This window comes from Devosia sp. (genome assembly GCF_024707125.1).
In the GTDB taxonomy this organism is placed as follows: domain Bacteria; phylum Pseudomonadota; class Alphaproteobacteria; order Rhizobiales; family Devosiaceae; genus Devosia.
Map to the genome: position 1 here is coordinate 39,463 of NZ_JANQAH010000003.1, position 16,068 is coordinate 55,530.

At 58.6% G+C, this 16,068-nt stretch carries 16 protein-coding genes and 1 pseudogene; 8 read left to right on the top strand and 9 right to left on the bottom strand.

Annotated features, from left to right (window positions below; all coding sequences use genetic code 11):
* Window positions 1–341: 341 nt before the first annotated feature.
* On the bottom strand, window positions 342–680 hold the full coding sequence (locus NVV77_RS01195) for a hypothetical protein (RefSeq protein WP_295409915.1): 339 nt from the start codon (window positions 678–680) through the stop codon (window positions 342–344).
* Between the two features lie 811 nt (window positions 681–1,491).
* On the opposite strand from NVV77_RS01195, the gene NVV77_RS01200 reads away from it, so the two are divergent.
* The 8 genes from NVV77_RS01200 (at window position 1,492) to NVV77_RS01235 (ending at window position 8,755) form a co-directional block, all read left to right on the top strand.
* The gene (locus NVV77_RS01200) at window positions 1,492–2,343 is read left to right on the top strand and encodes a hypothetical protein (RefSeq protein ID WP_295409917.1); all 852 of its coding nucleotides are present in this window, start codon (window positions 1,492–1,494) and stop codon (window positions 2,341–2,343) included.
* 440 nt (window positions 2,344–2,783) lie between these two features.
* Window positions 2,784–3,770: a hypothetical protein gene (locus NVV77_RS01205; RefSeq protein ID WP_295409919.1), complete on the top strand. Its 987-nt coding sequence runs from the start codon at window positions 2,784–2,786 to the stop codon at window positions 3,768–3,770.
* A complete protein-coding gene (locus NVV77_RS01210) occupies window positions 3,745–4,356 on the top strand; it encodes a hypothetical protein (protein ID WP_295409921.1) in 612 nt (203 codons plus the stop codon). The genes NVV77_RS01205 and NVV77_RS01210 overlap by 26 nt, the downstream gene beginning before the upstream one ends.
* 2 nt (window positions 4,357–4,358) lie before the next feature.
* Window positions 4,359–5,399 carry an ATP-binding protein gene (locus NVV77_RS01215; protein ID WP_295409923.1) on the top strand — a complete coding sequence of 347 codons (1,041 nt, stop codon included), beginning with the start codon at window positions 4,359–4,361 and terminating at the stop codon, window positions 5,397–5,399.
* 2 nt (window positions 5,400–5,401) lie between these two features.
* Window positions 5,402–6,550: a TniQ family protein gene (locus tag NVV77_RS01220; protein ID WP_295409925.1), complete on the top strand. Its 1,149-nt coding sequence runs from the start codon at window positions 5,402–5,404 to the stop codon at window positions 6,548–6,550.
* A 335-nt stretch (window positions 6,551–6,885) separates the two neighbouring features.
* Window positions 6,886–7,278 (top strand): hypothetical protein, encoded by a 393-nt coding sequence (locus NVV77_RS01225; protein WP_295409927.1) that lies wholly within the window; start codon window positions 6,886–6,888, stop codon window positions 7,276–7,278.
* Window positions 7,279–7,421: 143 nt separating this feature from the next.
* On the top strand, window positions 7,422–7,766 hold the full coding sequence (locus NVV77_RS01230) for an ETC complex I subunit (RefSeq protein ID WP_295409928.1): 345 nt from the start codon (window positions 7,422–7,424) through the stop codon (window positions 7,764–7,766).
* Window positions 7,767–7,888: 122 nt separating this feature from the next.
* Entirely contained in the window at window positions 7,889–8,755 is an 867-nt protein-coding gene (locus NVV77_RS01235) for a TraB/GumN family protein (RefSeq protein WP_295409930.1), read from the top strand.
* A 33-nt stretch (window positions 8,756–8,788) separates the two neighbouring features.
* Here NVV77_RS01235 and NVV77_RS01240 read toward each other — a convergent pair whose 3' ends face one another.
* The 8 genes and pseudogenes from NVV77_RS01240 to NVV77_RS01275 all read right to left on the bottom strand — a co-directional run bounded on the left by NVV77_RS01240 (window position 8,789) and on the right by NVV77_RS01275 (window position 16,059).
* The gene (locus NVV77_RS01240) at window positions 8,789–9,940 is read right to left on the bottom strand and encodes a Gfo/Idh/MocA family oxidoreductase (protein WP_295409932.1); all 1,152 of its coding nucleotides are present in this window, start codon (window positions 9,938–9,940) and stop codon (window positions 8,789–8,791) included.
* A gap of 80 nt (window positions 9,941–10,020) precedes the next feature.
* A complete protein-coding gene (locus NVV77_RS01245) occupies window positions 10,021–11,079 on the bottom strand; it encodes a sugar phosphate isomerase/epimerase (RefSeq protein ID WP_295409934.1) in 1,059 nt (352 codons plus the stop codon).
* Window positions 11,080–11,232: 153 nt separating this feature from the next.
* Window positions 11,233–11,529 (bottom strand): addiction module antidote protein, encoded by a 297-nt coding sequence (locus NVV77_RS01250; protein ID WP_295409936.1) that lies wholly within the window; start codon window positions 11,527–11,529, stop codon window positions 11,233–11,235.
* Window position 11,530: 1 nt separating this feature from the next.
* Window positions 11,531–11,818 carry a type II toxin-antitoxin system RelE/ParE family toxin gene (locus tag NVV77_RS01255; protein WP_295409938.1) on the bottom strand — a complete coding sequence of 96 codons (288 nt, stop codon included), beginning with the start codon at window positions 11,816–11,818 and terminating at the stop codon, window positions 11,531–11,533.
* A 172-nt stretch (window positions 11,819–11,990) separates the two neighbouring features.
* Window positions 11,991–13,132: pseudogene (locus NVV77_RS01260) on the bottom strand (Gfo/Idh/MocA family protein).
* A 2-nt stretch (window positions 13,133–13,134) separates the two neighbouring features.
* Complete coding sequence (locus NVV77_RS01265; RefSeq protein WP_295409940.1) at window positions 13,135–13,884, bottom strand: sugar phosphate isomerase/epimerase; 750 nt, start codon at window positions 13,882–13,884, stop codon at window positions 13,135–13,137.
* Between the two features lie 173 nt (window positions 13,885–14,057).
* Complete coding sequence (locus NVV77_RS01270) at window positions 14,058–15,140, bottom strand: ABC transporter ATP-binding protein (protein ID WP_295409942.1); 1,083 nt, start codon at window positions 15,138–15,140, stop codon at window positions 14,058–14,060.
* 4 nt (window positions 15,141–15,144) lie between these two features.
* The gene (locus NVV77_RS01275) at window positions 15,145–16,059 is read right to left on the bottom strand and encodes a carbohydrate ABC transporter permease (RefSeq protein WP_295410588.1); all 915 of its coding nucleotides are present in this window, start codon (window positions 16,057–16,059) and stop codon (window positions 15,145–15,147) included.
* Between the last annotated feature and the right edge of the window lie 9 nt (window positions 16,060–16,068).

Genomic DNA, 16,068 nt, shown 5'->3' on the forward strand with positions numbered 1-16,068 from the left:
CGGGACGCCGTCGAAACCATTGGCGTTTCCGCGACAGACGCGGTGGCGCAGGTGCTGTCAATGATCGCCAATGGCCATATCGAGCTAATGGAGGATCTTGGCCGCGGGTTGGGGCCAAAAACTGCGGTCAAGCTTGGAAGGATGGAGACGAAGCTCGAGCATCCAACACTGCCTCCGTGCTCCACCCACATTCCAGAACCACCCCTTTAGGTCAGAATTCCGGAGGCGCATCCGACTCTGGCTCTCGCCTAAAGGCATCGCTTTTTGCCTTGAGGGCTTTCAGGTCGGAATTGAGGTGTCGAACAATAGCGTCAAAGTCCGCTTCTTCGTCCGTTATTCGGTCAATCCAAAATTCGAGAACGAGAACCGCCCCGGCCAATGCTCTTCCCCTTTTTGGACAGCACTCCGGACCGCCTAGCGCGCTTTGTTGGATCAACATCATGCTTGGAGGCTCTTGCTGTCTGAATGTCGCTTCCGAAGAAGCCTTCCAGCGCCAGAAGCGCCTTGGGCGGCCTTTCGCGCGCTATGTTCAAGTCTCGAGCGATGACGGTTGAGCTTGCTTCAATTGTCTGACGGCCAACGTTCGCCTGGGCAGACCTCGCGAGCATCAACAAATGCCACAAGGAGACGTCCATGCTTCTCTCATCAACTGGCGCCAGCTTTTTCGTTGTTCCGGTCATTGAGCACCCCCTGTTCGACCGTTCTCTACACGCCTTACGCTTAAGAAAGGCTGTTGCTTACGCCGATCTACCGCTCACCAGAGTGAGGCATCCCATCACTCACCCATTAGCAAGCCATTTTGTGCCGAATTCGGCACAACAGTTCCACTTGTAGTACAAAATGCCGGAATTGCGCTCGCTTGAGTTGCTTCTCCCATCACGTGATGGGAGAAGGAATTTAACCGTTTGATTTCATGACACTTTTTTATGGAGATCCGGCAGCAATTCCGCGAACCTGACTTCGGCGAAGCGATTCTCTTAGAAGGAAGGAACGTAAAACTCGCTGACGCCCATCGCCCAACCGGTCGCAATTACGGCGGTTGCAGGTGGGGGTCGCGCAATCCCGCGCTAAACGAAAATGCGCCCAGGTAAAACCCAAGCGCATTAATTCGAGTACGGCTGTCAGATCTTTTGCAGGGAGCTTGACCGCCGATCACAGTCACCACGAATTCCGTCGTGCATCTGAAGGATGTGCGCTCAGCTGACTCGTGTCAAGAGCGCCGCCGCAGGCATGACTGGGAGAGGTCATGCGTAATAAACATAAATATACCCCCCTCTTCTTCCTGCGCTGACGCGCGAAAAGCTGCGCCCGGAGCGGACAGATTTCGCGCCTGAGCGCCCCCACCGTCATACTCGCTTCTATACGAAGCAGGAAGCGAACCTAGAGTATCGTCCTAGCCGCGATATTCCAATTCCCATCCATGGCGTCCAGCTCCCGGAGAGCAGCAGCGAGCACAACGTCTGTTTATTTCGCGACCCACTTGATCAGCTGGTGAAGGTCACCGAATCCCAGGGAGAACAAAATACCATCCTGCTGTTCTGTCAGGATCCTAAGGTCTCTCGCATCGAGACGCAATTCGAGTACCTCAATTACATAGATTCTGACGGTGTACAAAGGTCCACGGCGTACGATGCCCGCGTCAGCTACTACGACGGACTCCGCACGCTTGTGTCGCACAAGCCGAAGGTGAGGGCAGAGAAGACCGGTCACTTCGAACTGAATGATCTCATTCTTGATCAGGTGCCTTCCGACATTGCCGACCAGGCCCAGACCATCACTGAACTTGACATTCCTCAATGGTCGCTAGCCAACGCCCGGCTGTTCCAATCTGTCCTCAATGACAGGTTTTGGGTCTGCTTGGAAGCGCTGCGCGAACATGCGCGCAACCTTAGCTCTCCCGTGACCATCAGCGATTTCTGTGGAGCCTTTTGGAGGCACTGGGGTCTGCTTTCGAACCGTGATCAAGCTCCTATTCGAACGCGAACTCGTGCTGGTCGATGCTGGCGAGATCGACATCGGCTCGAAGGTCAAAGCGCGGCCGACGGAGGTCGCGCCGTGACCTTCGTTCGACAGCGTGGCAACGTTCTACGCGAGCTCAAGCTCAATCCGTATACCTATGTGGAGATCGACGGCAAGCGCTGGGATCCAATCGGCATTGTATCCGACGGTTATGAGCTCAAGGGACAGAAAGTCGGCGAAGGCCGCTTCCTTTTCCATGGAGAGTTCGATCGCCTTCAAAAAGAAGGCCGCCTCAAGGTGTTCGACAACCTCGGGCTCTTCACCAAGCGCTTAAATATTGCACCATCCGATCGTGATGCGATGTTCCTTCGCTTTTTTGGGTGACTGCGGTTGATGAATGCATTGCCGAAGAACTGATCCCGGAAAATCCGACGCAACGCCACATGGCGAAAGTCGTCGAGGCAAAAAGGTGCCAAGGTCATCAAGGATTTTCACGCTTATCGCGAAGATCCAAACTATGACCACGGTGCGGTAAAACGCAAAGTCCACGGGGAGTGTCAGTCCTAATCGCGCCCGCGAAGCAGCAGATATCGATCCGGAAACGCTGGTGTTCTGCAATAGGACGCTGATCGATCATTTCCGCAAATGGCAGAAGACGCACGATCTGTGGGAGCTTTGCTCGGCTTCGCGTTCCCACAATCGAGGCGGACCAAAGGTTGATCCGCGGACCATCGAATATGTGAATATCCACATTAAGGACTACGCGGGGGAGATACTCAACAATCCGAGCGGTTTGCGTGACTACATCAATGCGCACATCGAGAATGACAACCTTTCGCGTGGCGACGACGCGCAAAGTCCCACTCGTAGCGAAACACACAGTTCAGCAGGCGATTAACGACCTGCCGGCCGACCGTGTCCTCGGCGGACGCAAGGGTGTGGCGAGCGCGGCACAGGCACTGCGTCATATCGGCGAGGGTCCTCAATACAAGCGCCTTGGCGAGATGGTCATTTTCGACTGTTGGAACACGCACGCCTTCGCGATTTTGAGCAAGGAGGTCTTGGAAGAGCTTCAAAAGCAATTCCCCTTGGCAAACCTCAAGCGCCGGATCGTTATTTCCGCCGCGGTTGACGCAGCCTCTGGGTGCTTTCTTGCGTTCGATGGCGGCTTCAGTGAAAGCGCGGCGTTGACCCATCGCACGTTGCGCATGGTGATGTCCGATAAGAGCGCGATCGCAGCAGCAGCTGGCTGTACGACTAGCTGGCATATGAGGCTCGCCCCCGAAGGCGGCATCAGCGACTGGGGCCCTGGCTACAAGTCGCAGCTGTTCCTGACTGCTGCAATGTCGATTTTTGATCGTTTTACATATGCAGCTGCCGGCCGAGCTAATCTTCGCGGTCTCGTTGAACGCATGTTCCGGTCCATAGATGTCGGCTTCGTCCGTAAGTTTTTGACCGGTGGCACCAGGAGCGGAGTGCACGAAAAGGGCGACTATGCGGCCGAGGAGCGCGCGCAGGCGTTCTTTCACGAGCTTCTAATGATGCTCACAAAGTACATCGTCGACGTGCATCACCACAAAGCGCCGACCCGTGGGGGCCTGTCACCTCGCCGGAAATACGATGCTCTTTACGACCGCCAGCAGCCCAAACAGCTACCGAACCGAGACGAGGTCCGACTGGCTTTCGGCATTTCCTACCGCGTCCAGCTGAATCCGCGCTGGTCTGCGTTTTCAGGACATTCTGTATTGGAATTCTTGGCTCGAACCCGTTCTGCAGAAGGGCGGTGTGCGCGACTATTGGATCAAGATTGACCCTGAAGATCTCGGCGCCGTTTCTGTACTGTTGGGCAACGACTGGACTACGATTGAAGGCCCCACGGAGTTCAATAGCGTTCGCCTGGATGACTGGCTTCTTCAGAAGGCCAAACTGCGCGCAATCTACACCGAACAGGAACGCATCGACTTCAAGGAAATCGTTGCTCCGGCCATCGTTGAGCTCGCCCAGCAGGCCCAGGCTCTTCGTGCGTTCCACAACATTATTGATGTCGAATGGACCGAAAGCAAGCTGCGCGATCTCGAAAGAAACCTGCGCACATTCATTCTCTATGACCGGGACGCTGAAGGCCCCGAGGAAGCCCTCATGGGCAATAGCCGAATGCTCGGCACAATCCATACGCGCAACCCAGGAGCACTCCCTGCTCCTCCGTCAAGCGCACTATCTACGCCCTCCTCACAGCCAGACGAGACTGCGTCCCCTGCAACCTTTGCAACTGACATCGCGCAGTCTCCAGCGGATCGCCCCGAGCGCCTCGTGCCGCCATCCGAGTCGCCTGAATCGGCACCGGCATCCACCCGCCGAACCCGCAAGCATCTTCCCAAATCGAATCCGGAAAATTGACTATGTCTATGGAAACCAGCCCACAATCCCTGTCCGAAGTTGCCCTACGTGAAAAGCTGAATGCAGAGGTGTTCGATCCACCGGAATTCGCCAACCTGATGCGGGCTATTGAGAGCCAGTTTGCGTCCGTTGCCGTCAGGAAGGACGAGAACACCAAATGGAGTGCGTCCAATCGCCAGCAAGCAAAGGCAATCCTAGTCACTGGCAGTTCACGAGCTGGCAAGTCCTTTGCTGTTGGCCAAGCCTTGGCCGAATTGGAACCGATCCAGACGGTCGAAGGCGAAGTGCTTACGCCCAATCCGATCTTTGTCGAGTGCTCCTCCTTTTTCGATCCAGCCGGGCTAGGATCTCAGATTTTGCACCAGATCGGCTACCCCGCCACTCGAGAGTTTCCTGCGAACATAGCTTGGGAGCGCGTGCGCAAGCATCTCGCTAATGCCCGCCCGGCTCCACTGGTCATCGACGAGTATCAGTACTCGTTTCAGCCGACGGGCGTGGGCGAGAAGCGCATGGATACAGTTCGCGCCAACATTCAGGGTCTTTTCCGCTCGTTGCTGGATGTCCCATCGTGGCCGACCCCTTTAATCCTGATTGGCACACAGTCAGTGTTGGAGATGCTTGAAAAGCCCGAGGTCTTCCATGTTCGCGAGAAAATTCGCGACATCGTGCGGATTGCCCCGGTCACTCGAGGAACTGCCAACGTCAATCAGCTTATGGAGGCGCTGACCGCGTACTGCGATCTAGGGCAGGTCACCTACCAGTTGGAAAGCGATGTACTTTTGCGCCTCATTCATGCTTGCAGCGGCGCCCGCGGTTTGATCCTGGATTTCTTGAAGGATGTCGTCGTTGCGGCAGCTCGATCCGATAACAGGCTCCTCGTCACGAAGCATTTTGCCGATATTTATAGAAATCACACTGGTGCTCATGACCACGGCAATCCTTTCATCGAGATCCAGTGGGGTAACACGAACCCTAATCTCCTTCTTGAGGCCGTCGATGGTGTCCCTCGCACCCCTGCTCCTCCGGCCAAGAGGAAGAAATAATCATGTTCACGCGCATCGATTGCCCCCCAATTCGCGGCGGACAGCTCACCATCGGGTACGCTGCGGAGCTAGCAGCGCGGTTCCGCAGTTCAAGCGTCCACGAGTTTTGCTCCGATTTCGGGATCAACTTCCGAAATCTCGCCCAAGGCTGTGAGGAGGAACTTCAGGCCTTCGCCGATTTGACCAACAATGATGTGGATCTCCTGCGCCGCTTTTCGACTATCCACCAACCAGATGGCACTGTTCGTTTGGGCAACGCGCTGCTGACCAAGCATGTCATGAGCAGATCTACTATTCGCGTCTGCCCCGACTGCGTCGCCGAAGACATCTCCAGTAACCTGAGCGTTTCGCCGGACATCGCCGTGATCTGGCGAAGGGACTGGGTCATCAACAGCGTGGACACCTGTCCCATTCACTCTCGTCCGCTGTCCGAAATCGCACGCATCAGCGCCTCGAACCTGCAATGGGACGCTACGCTGGCATGGTCGGACCTTTCCCTGGAGCTCGATGCACTCCTCGCATCCCCAGTGCGTCGTGAACCGCATGGGCTGCAGGCATATTCCATCGCCCGACTTGAAGGACATGTTGAGCAGGTGGAGCTGCTGGACGGTCTACCGCTTTATTCGGCGATTGCCGTGTGCGCCAAGTTTGGCGCCTTGAGCATGAACATCGAAAAACACTGGCGTACGCTCGACGAGAATACACGCCACAATGCGTACCGCGAGGGATTTGAGGTGCTCTCGCGTGGCTCCGAAGGCATCGCAGCTCTGATTGACCGTCGTATGACCGCCTTGCAACTGGCTGGAACGCCGCCTCCTTCGATCGGGCCCAGCACATTGTTGAAGCAGGTCTCAACCTTCCTGAACGGCACCGATGAGAGTGCATATTCTCTCTTGCGATATCTCGTTGCTAACGCCGTATTCGACGTTCTCTCCATCGGCCCTGAGGATGGTCCGGTTCTCGGAGTTCGCTGTACATATCGTCGTACCTACTCGATCATGGCCGCCGCACGCCGGTTTGGACTTCCTGAAAAGACGTTTGCTCTGTACGCAGAAGCCGCTGGCGTCGCCGAACGTAATGCACATGGAAGTCTTCGGATCGACGCACCCAAGGCGGACGCTTACTTCGGTGAAAGGTGGCGGCTTCATTAATCTCTCGACAGCCGGAAAAGAGATCGGCGCACGCCGCCCTTCGCTCGACGCCCTTGTAAAAGCGGGGCTGCTCACCCCGCTATCGACCCAGTCGCTTCGTGAGCGAGAACATCTCCCTATTCGCCGTAATGACCTGAACAAGCTGATGGCGCTCTTTCGAGATAGGCCACCCCCTTGTAGAGCTACGCGATGGGGCGGTCGCGCTTCCAGATCTTCACCACCACATTCGAGGGGCCTATGAAGAAGTCCACAAGCTCGCGCTCGTTGGTGAGATCTGGCTGGGACGTGTCGATGGCGGAAAGCCTTATGCCAACCTCTATGTCGACTTGCCCGAGGTGCGTAATCGTCTCAAGGGCAGAACAGCTGAGACCAGCCACCTTGTCAGCGCAGGCTCGGATTTGCTGGATCAGTCGGATGCAGCAGCAATTGCTGGCATCAATCACGAGACCTTGCGCATTCTCGCCGCAGCGCAGTTGGTACCCTCGCTGAGGGTGATCAATCCGAAAACGGGAACGCCCAAGCGAATGTTCGTGGGCGAGGAAATGAAGACGTTTGCCAGTGAGAATATCTCGCTGACGTCGGCGGCAGGGAAAAACCGAGTTCAACCTCGGGATGTGAAGACCCGGCTCGGCGGGCTAAAAATAGGCCGTTTTTTTTGCGAGGGGTGGGGTTTGGCGAATATCTACGGGAGAGATTATTGTGGGCGGGGGTCGCGGTTTAGCATTTAAAAAAGAAAATGGTGGGGTGGGCCGGGCTTTATGTTGTGGGGGGTTTTTTTTTTTTTTTTTTAAGGGGGAGGGGAGGGAATGAAATACAAAAATGAAAGAAGGAAGGAGAAGTAAGAAGAAGAGAGAAGTGGTATGATAAAGTTTTGGAAAAGAAGACTAGAAGACACAAATGGGGGAGTTGGCAGACCGCCCGTATCTACCGCCCTGCCCGCAACGCCATGCAGTCTGGCAAGGGTAAGTCCAAGCAGTGGGTTCTGGTTCACGAGCCTGCCGCCGCCCGCCAGATCGAGCCACTGATGGGCTATACCAGCAGCTCCGATATGCGCCAGCAGATCAAGCTCTCCTTCCCGACTCTGGAAGAGGCCGAGGCCTATGCCCAGCGCAATGGCATCGAATACACCGTGCAGCCTGCGCATGACGCCACGCCCAAGCGCGTGAGCTATCCGGACAACTTCAAGTCCGACCGCAAGACACCCTGGACGCACTGACCTCAGCGTCAGCAAGAGATTCCGTAAGGCGCCACAAGCGATTGTGGCGCTTTTGTTTTTGGTCGCCCTGGCCAAACTTTGCCGGTATCGTTCGGACTAGTCCGAAGACAGGGAGAGCCCGATTGTTCATTCGCCGCAGCCTCGCCGTTCTGACCATTGTGCTCGCTTTCGCCGGCGGCGCTCAAGCTGCGCCCGCGATCTGGAAGGTCAGCGACGAAGACAGTTCCATCTGGCTTTTCGGCTCGATCCACCTGCTGCCGCCGGGAACGGAATGGCGCACCGAAATTTTCGACAATCTGATCGACGAGGCGGAAAGGGTCTATTTTGAGACCGATCTTGGCCCGGAAGCGCAACCAAAAATCATCGCCCTCACCATGGAGCGCGGCTTTGCGCGGGATGGTCGGCTGCTCAACCAGAGAATCAGCGAGAAGCTGATGGGCAAGGTCCGCTCGGCTGCGGAAAGGTTCGCCGTGCCGGTGCCAACGCTACTGGCCATGCAGCCGTGGATGGCGGCGAGCACCATTTCAGTTTCTGCCCTGGTGCAGGCCGGTTACGACCCCAATGCAGGCGTCGACACGATGCTGCAGCAGGAAATTTCGGTGGAGCGCCAAGGCTTTCTGGAAACTGCTGAGGAGCAGATCGACGTCATCGCTGGGGGGAGCGAGGCGGATCAGATCATCATGCTTGAAGCGACACTGGCGGAAGCCGAGCGCATCGTGACCATGATCGACGAGATGAAGGATGCCTGGCTCGGCGGCACGCCGGAGACGCTGGCCGACCTGTTCCTTGCGGAGATGGGCGCCTATGGCGAGGGCTTCATGGATCGGCTGATCGTGGACCGCAACGAGAACTGGGTCGAGCAGATCGAGGTGATGCTGGCGGAGAACGAGGCGGCCTTCCTCGTGGTGGGTGCCGGGCACCTCGTGGGCGATCACAGCGTCGTCAAGCTATTGGAACAGCAGGGCTTTTCCAGCGAACGCGTGCAGTAGTGGGTCGCCCGACCGAAGCCGGGCGACGAGGGATCAGACGTCGGCGAGACGCGTCCACTTGCTTTCGTTCTGGCTGGACTTCACCGAAGCGGTGATGAACTGCATGCCTTCGACGCCATCAGCGAGCGAGGGCAGCAAAGCTTCATAGGCAGCGCCATCGCCGCGGATGACGGAAGCGAACTGGCTATAAAGCGTCGCGAAGGCTTCCAAATATCCTTCTGGGTGACCCGAGGGAATGCGGACATTCATCGACGCTGCCGGCGGCAGGGAGATCGAGCCGCCGCGGGTGAGCAGCTGCTTGGGTTTGCCAAACTCGGTGAACCACATGTAGTTCGGATTGTCCTGACGCCATTCGATCCCGCCCTTGTCGCCATAGACGCGGAGCTGCAGGCCGTTTTCACAGCCCACGGCGACCTGACTGGCCCACAGCATGCCCTTTGCGCCGCCTTCGAAGCGCAGCATGATGTGCACATTATCATCAAGCTGACGACCGGGGACAAATGCGGTTAAGTCCGCTGATACTGCTTCGGTTTTGAGGCCAGTAACAAAGCGGGCGAGGTTGTAGGCGTGGGTGCCGATGTCGCCGATGGCGCCGCCGGCGCCGGAGCGGGCCGGGTCGGTGCGCCAGGAGGCCTGCTTGTTGTCGTCGGTCGTGGCTTCGGTCAGCCAGTCCTGCGGATACTCGGCCTGGACGACACGGATCTTGCCCAGAGCGCCTGATGCCACGAGTTCGCGGGCCTGACGGATCAGCGGATAGCCGGTATAGTTGTGCGTGAGGAGGAATTTCGCGCCGTTTTTCGGCTTGATTTCCAAGAGCTTACGCGCGTCTTCGAGGGTGGACGTGATCGGCTTGTCGCAGATGACGTGGATACCGGCTTCGAGGAAGGCTTTGGCCGGGCCGAAGTGCATGTGGTTGGGCGTGACGATGGAAACCGCCTGAATGCCGTCCGGGCGGGCGGCTTCGGCTTTGGCCATTTCCTCGTAGGACGTGTAGATGCGGTCTTCGGCGAGGCCGAGGTTTTTGCCGGATTCCTTGGCGACTTCAGGGCGCGAGGAGAGTGCGCCGGCCACGAGGTCATAGTCGCCATCGAGGCGGGCGGCGATGCGGTGGACGTAGCCGATGAAGGCTCCCGTGCCGCCGCCGACCATGCCGAGACGAATGCGCTTTGCGCCGTTTTCAGCCATTTTGCGGCTCCTTAACGTTAGCAGACTGTTAGCATCGAGAGGGTCATTGGCGCCAATGCGTCAATGACCCGCTGTTCGGCTCAGCTCAGGCCAAGCATCTTGCGGTTGGCGGCCTTGTCGGTACCGCCCGAGGCGAAATCGTCGAAGGCCTTTTCGGTGACGCGGATGATGTAGCTCTTGATAAGCTCGGCGCCTTCACGGGCACCATCTTCCGGATGCTTTAGGGCGCATTCCCATTCGAGCACGGCCCAGCCCTTGAAATCGTTGGCGGCCATCTTGGCGAAGATTGCTGGGAAGTCGACCTGACCATCGCCGATGGAACGGAAGCGCCCTGCCCGATCAACCCAGGACTGGAAGCCGCCATAGACACCCTGACGACCGGTCGGGTTGAACTCGGCGTCCTTCACGTGGAAAGCCTTGATGCGGTCCTTGTAGATGTCGATGTAGTCGAGATAGTCGAGCTGCTGCAGGACGAAGTGGCTCGGATCATAGAGCAGGTTGGCGCGCGGGTGGTTCTTCACGCGCTCGAGGAACATCTCGTAGGAGACGCCATCGTGCAGGTCTTCGCCGGGATGGATCTCGTAGCAGACGTCGACGCCGGCTTCATCGAAGGCGTTGAGGATCGGCGTCCAGCGGCGGGCGAGTTCGTCAAAGGCTTCTTCGACAAGGCCAGCGGGACGCTGCGGCCACGGATAGAGATAGGGCCAGGCGAGCGCACCCGAGAAGGTCGCGTGGGCATTGAGGCCGAGGTTTTTCGACGCCTTGGCGGCGTTGAGCATCACCTGGACCGCCCATTCCTGACGGGCTTTTGGATTGTTGCGGACCGACTCCGGAGCGAAGCCATCGAAGGCGGCGTCGTAGGCCGGGTGAACGGCGACGAGCTGGCCCTGGAGGTGCGTCGAGAGTTCGGTGATCTCAAGGCCGTGGCTGTTCACGATGCCCTTGATCTCATCGGCATAAGTCTTGGAATTGGCGGCCTTTTCGAGGTCGATGAAGCTCGATACCCAGGTCGGGATCTGGACGCCCTTGTAGCCGAGCCCTGCCGCCCACTTACAGATATTGTCGAGATTGTCGAAGGGTGCCTTGTCGCCGGCAAACTGGGCGAGAAAGATTGCGGGGCCCTTGATCGTGGTGGCCATGAGATTCTCCTCTTGTGGCCCCGTAAAACCGCCTCGCGGGGCTCCTCTTGATAATCAGGGCGACGATTGCTCGCCGCCCTGACATGTTAAGTTCAGTCTTGACCGGTGCCGGACACCTGTCAATGAGGTACGCCCATCAAATGGGCCTACCTCTCATTCTGCCGGTGTGGTCGGGACGGCAGTCAGCCGTATTCCCAACCCCTTCATCACACCGAGAAGCGTAGAAAGCTTCGGGTCGCCCTTGTCGCTCAACGCACGGTAAAGCGCTTCGCGCGTTACGCCGGCATCGCGGGCAATGCTGGACATGCCACGAGCACGGGCGACGACACCAAGCGCATTGGCAATGAAAGCGGCGTCGCCGGTTTCAAAGGCTTCGGCCAGGAACTCGGCCTGAGCTTGCTCGTCGCCGAGATATTCGGCAGCGTCGAAGGGGAGCGTTTCAAGAGCCATGTCAAATCTCCTTTGCCATCTGCCTTGCCTTGGCGATGTCGCGGTCCTGAGACCCCTTGTCACCACCGCACAGCAGCACGATCAGCACATTGCCTCGCTGCACGAAATAGACCCTGTATCCCGGACCATAATCGATACGCAGCTCACCAATACCGTCGAACAGTTTCACATCGCCCATCAGGCCGGACTGGATACGAACAATCCGGCGGGCGACGATCTCTGCCACCTTGCGATCCTTCAGGGATTGCATCCATTTCTGAAAGATCAGCGTTTGGCGGACTTCGATCATATGTGAACTATAAGTTACAGACCTATGGCGTGCAAGTGTGGCCTTGAAGGCTATCTTCTACGACAGTCTATCGTGCTTGCGGGCACCCCCTCCTAACCTCCCCGGCAAGGGGAGGTGCTGTATCGCGTTTGGGGGAGCGGTGGTGGAAAGAACATACCACTCCCCTTCTCTATCAGGCCTTGAGCAGGGCCTTGGCTTCCTCGATGCCGAGGGCCAGCGGACGCTCGCAGGTGGTCTGCAGGGTCAGAACCTGGCCGGTTTCGCCGGCCTTGAGGAGACCCGTCATCACTTCGACGACGTGCAGAGCAACGTCGAGGCCGCAGCGGGCGTTCTGGCCGTTCTCGATCGAGAGCATCATGTCGGCGAGGCCAGCGCAACGGTAGTTGGCACGCGGCACTTCCTTGTCGAGGTCCTGGTTCGGCTTGCCGAACGGGTGGTCCAGGGCGCGACAGCCGTGCGGATGCCTTCGATGCCGGTGGTCGTGAGATCACCGCCGAAGAAGTTCGGATCGGGCACGAAGATCGAGCCGTCGGTGCCATAGAGCTCGATATTGTGGTGGCCGTGAGCCGCCACGTCCCAGCTGGCGCCGATGGTGATGATGGCGCCGGAGTGGAACTCGAGCACGCCGTGGATCGTGGTCGGGGTGCCGACCTTGATCGTGGTGCCCTTGTAGGGGCCTTCGGCGCTGACGATACGTTCGGCGCGGGCACTGCCGGTGAAGGCAGAGAGACGCTTCACGGGGCCGAGCAGGTGCACGAGGTCGGTGATGTAATAGGGACCGAGATCGAGGATCGGGCCGCCGCCGGGCTGGAAGAAGAAGTCCGGATTGGGATGCCAGTGTTCCATGCCGCGGCTCATGACGTGGGTCGTGCCGCTCATGATCTTGCCGAGCTTGCCCGAGTCGATGATTTCGCGGGCCTGCTGATGGGCGCCACCGAGGAAGGTATCGGGAGCCGAACCAACCTTGAGACCGCGCTCATCGGCTGCCTTCTTGAGCGCAAGTCCCTCTTCGACGGTCAGAACGAAGGGCTTTTCGGAATAGGCATGCTTGCCGGCCGAAACGATGTCGGACGACACCTTGTAGTGGGTCGCCGGGATCGTGAGGTTCACGATCACGTCGATTTCGCTGTTCTTCAGCAGCTCGTCCGGGGTCTGGGCGGCAACACCGAATTCGTCAGCGCGCTTCTTGGCGGCCTCGGGGAGAATGTCGGCCACGGCGCGCACTTCGAGCCCCTTGAACAGGGGCGCGAGGCGCAGATAGGCGGCCGATATATTGCCGGCACCCATGATGCCGACGCCATAGGTCTTTGCCATTGTCAGACTCCGTAGCCCTTAAGAGCGGCCGCCGCATTGCGCGCGAAGCGAATGGCATCGCTTGGCTTGTCGTGCTCGGCGACGAAATAGCGCGCCTTGGTCTTGGCCTTGATCGCCTTGATGTAATTCGGCCAGTCGAGCGTGCCGGTGCCGACGTCGGCCCAACCATCTTCGTCGAGCTTTTCACCGGCGGGCGCGATGTCCTTGACGTGGACGGCGGTGATGCGGCTGCCCAGCTTGTCGATCCAGAACAGGGGATCTTCGTTGGCGCGGATGACCCAGGCGAGGTCCATTTCCCACTGGGTGTCCGGACACGCGTCGAGGATCAGTTCCATCGGCGTCTTGCCGTTGGCGTCCTTGGCGAATTCCCAATGATGGTTGTGATAGCCAAAGCCCTTGCCAGCCGCCTTGAAGGCCGCAGCGATCTTGGCGAGGCCTTCGGCAAAGCCCTGCCAATCGCCAGTGCCGTTGCGGTAATTATCGGACGGCGGCGCGGGGCAATAGACGGTCTGGATACCGACGGTGTCGACAATGCGGAGCGCAGCGTCGGTGTCTTCCAGCTGCGAATAGCCCATATGGGCGGTGGGCATGGAGAGGCCGGCATTCTTCAGGCTCGCGGCAAGCGCGGCGGGATCGGCGAACTGGCCGCCCCAGCCTTCGACCTGAGTATAGCCCAGACCAGCCAGGGTCTTGAGCGTTTCGTCCAGCGACGCTTCATTGCGTGCGCTGTAAAGCTGATAGGAAAAGTCCATCACAGGCCTCTTTGGTGTGTTGCATGCGGCCGCATCGAGAGATGCCAGATAACCAGACCGGGCGGCGCATTCGCGTCACAACGGCAGGTCTATCGCCGCAAAAGTAAGCCGCCGGCTGTCCGGCGGAAGAAGCGGCGCCACGGATGGCGCCGCCAGAAGATATGAACGGTCTTTTAGAGACGGTTTTCGGTTTCGGCGTTGAACAGCGAACCGCGAGCAATGTCGAAGCCGATGGTCACCTTGTCGCCGACATTGAGCGGAATGTCGCTGCTGCAGCGGAAGGTCACCGGAATGCCGGCGACCTTGGTCCAGGCCAGGGTTTCAGAGCCCATGGGCTCGACGATTTCGATCTCGGCCGTGGTCCGGTAGGGCACATCGTCGGCATCTTCGCCGAGGAAGATGTGCTCGGGGCGGACGCCCAGGACGGCCTTCAGCGAACCAGCGGGCGCGGCGGCGAAATCATAGGCGCCGACGGGGATCTTCGTGCCATCGGCAGCGGTAAAGGTCGTGCCATCGACCGTGCCGGCGATGAAATTCATCGACGGCGAGCCGATGAAGCCGGCCACATAGAGATTGGTCGGCTTGTTGTAGATGGTGTGCGGATCAGCAAGCTGCTGGATCACACCATTCTTCATGATGGCGATACGATCGGCGAGCGTCAGAGCCTCGATCTGGTCGTGGGTCACGTAGATCATGGTGTTCTTCAGGCGCTGATGCAGGCGCTTGATTTCGACGCGCAGATCCGAACGCAGTTTTGCGTCGAGATTGGACAGCGGTTCGTCGAAGAGGAACACGTCCACGTCACGCACGAGCGCACGGCCGATGGCGACGCGCTGGCGCTGACCACCGGACAGATTGGCCGGCTTGCGGTTGAGCAGCGGCTGGATCTGCAGGATTTCGGCAGCGCGGGCAACGCGGCGGGCGATCTCGTCCTTGGGCATGCCGGCGACGCGGAGGCCAAAGGAGAGGTTCCGTTCAACCGTCATCTGCGGATAGAGCGCATAGGACTGGAACACCATGCCGATGCCGCGATCCTTGGGCTCCAGCCAGGTGACGTTCTTGCCACCGATGAAGATCTGACCGTCGGAGACGTCGAGAAGACCGGCAATGCAATTGAGCAGGGTCGACTTGCCGCAGCCCGAGGGCCCGAGCAGCACGATGAACTCGCCCTGGGCAATGTCGAGATTGAGGTGCTCAAGCACCTTCACATTGCCGAAGTTGAGCGAGAGGTCCTTGATGGAAACACTGTGTTGCATTGGGTTATCCCTTCACCGCACCGGCGGCAACGCCGCGGACGAACCACTTGCCGGATACGAAGTAAACAGTGAGCGGCACGAGACCGGTCAGCACGGTGGCGGCCATGTTCACGTTGTATTCGGGCGTGCCCTGGGCCGAGTTGACGATATTGTTGAGCTGGACGGTCATCGGGTAGTTCTGCGTGCCGGCGAAGACGACGCCGAACAGGAAGTCGTTCCAGATGCCGGTGATCTGCAGGATCAGCGCCACGACGAAGATCGGCAGCGACATGGGGAGCATGATCTCGAAGAAAATGCGCCAGAATCCTGCCCCGTCGACGCGGGCCGCCTTGAACAGTTCCTGCGGGAGCGACGCAAAGTAATTGCGGAACAGCAGGGTCAGGATCGGCATGCCGAAGACGGTGTGGATGAGAATGACGGCCTGAAGAGAACCGAAAATCCCCATTTCACGCGTGATCATCACCAGCGGATAGAGCATCACCTGATAGGGGATGAACGAACCGAAGATCAGGATGGCGAAGAAGATTTCCGAACCCTTGAAGCGCCAGTTGATCAGCGCATAGCCGTTCACCGCCGCAATGAAGATCGAGACGATGGTGGACGGAATGGTGATCTTCACCGAGTTCCAGAAGCCGGGCGACAAGCCCTGGCAGGTCAGGCCCGTACAGGCGCTGGTCCAGGCCTTGACCCAGGCATCGAAATTGGGCGCCTGCGGCAAGGCAAAGATATTGCCGAAGCGGATTTCGGGCATGGTCTTGAGCGAGGTGACGACCATCACGTAGAGCGGGAAGAGATAGTAGAGCGAGAACATCACCAGCACCGAATAGATGATGATCTTGCGCGGAGTGAAGAACGGCTTGGGACGCGGGCCCCGCGCTTCGACGACTTCGCCTGAAGCAACGGGTGCGGAACCGGTCATGGTTGCGGT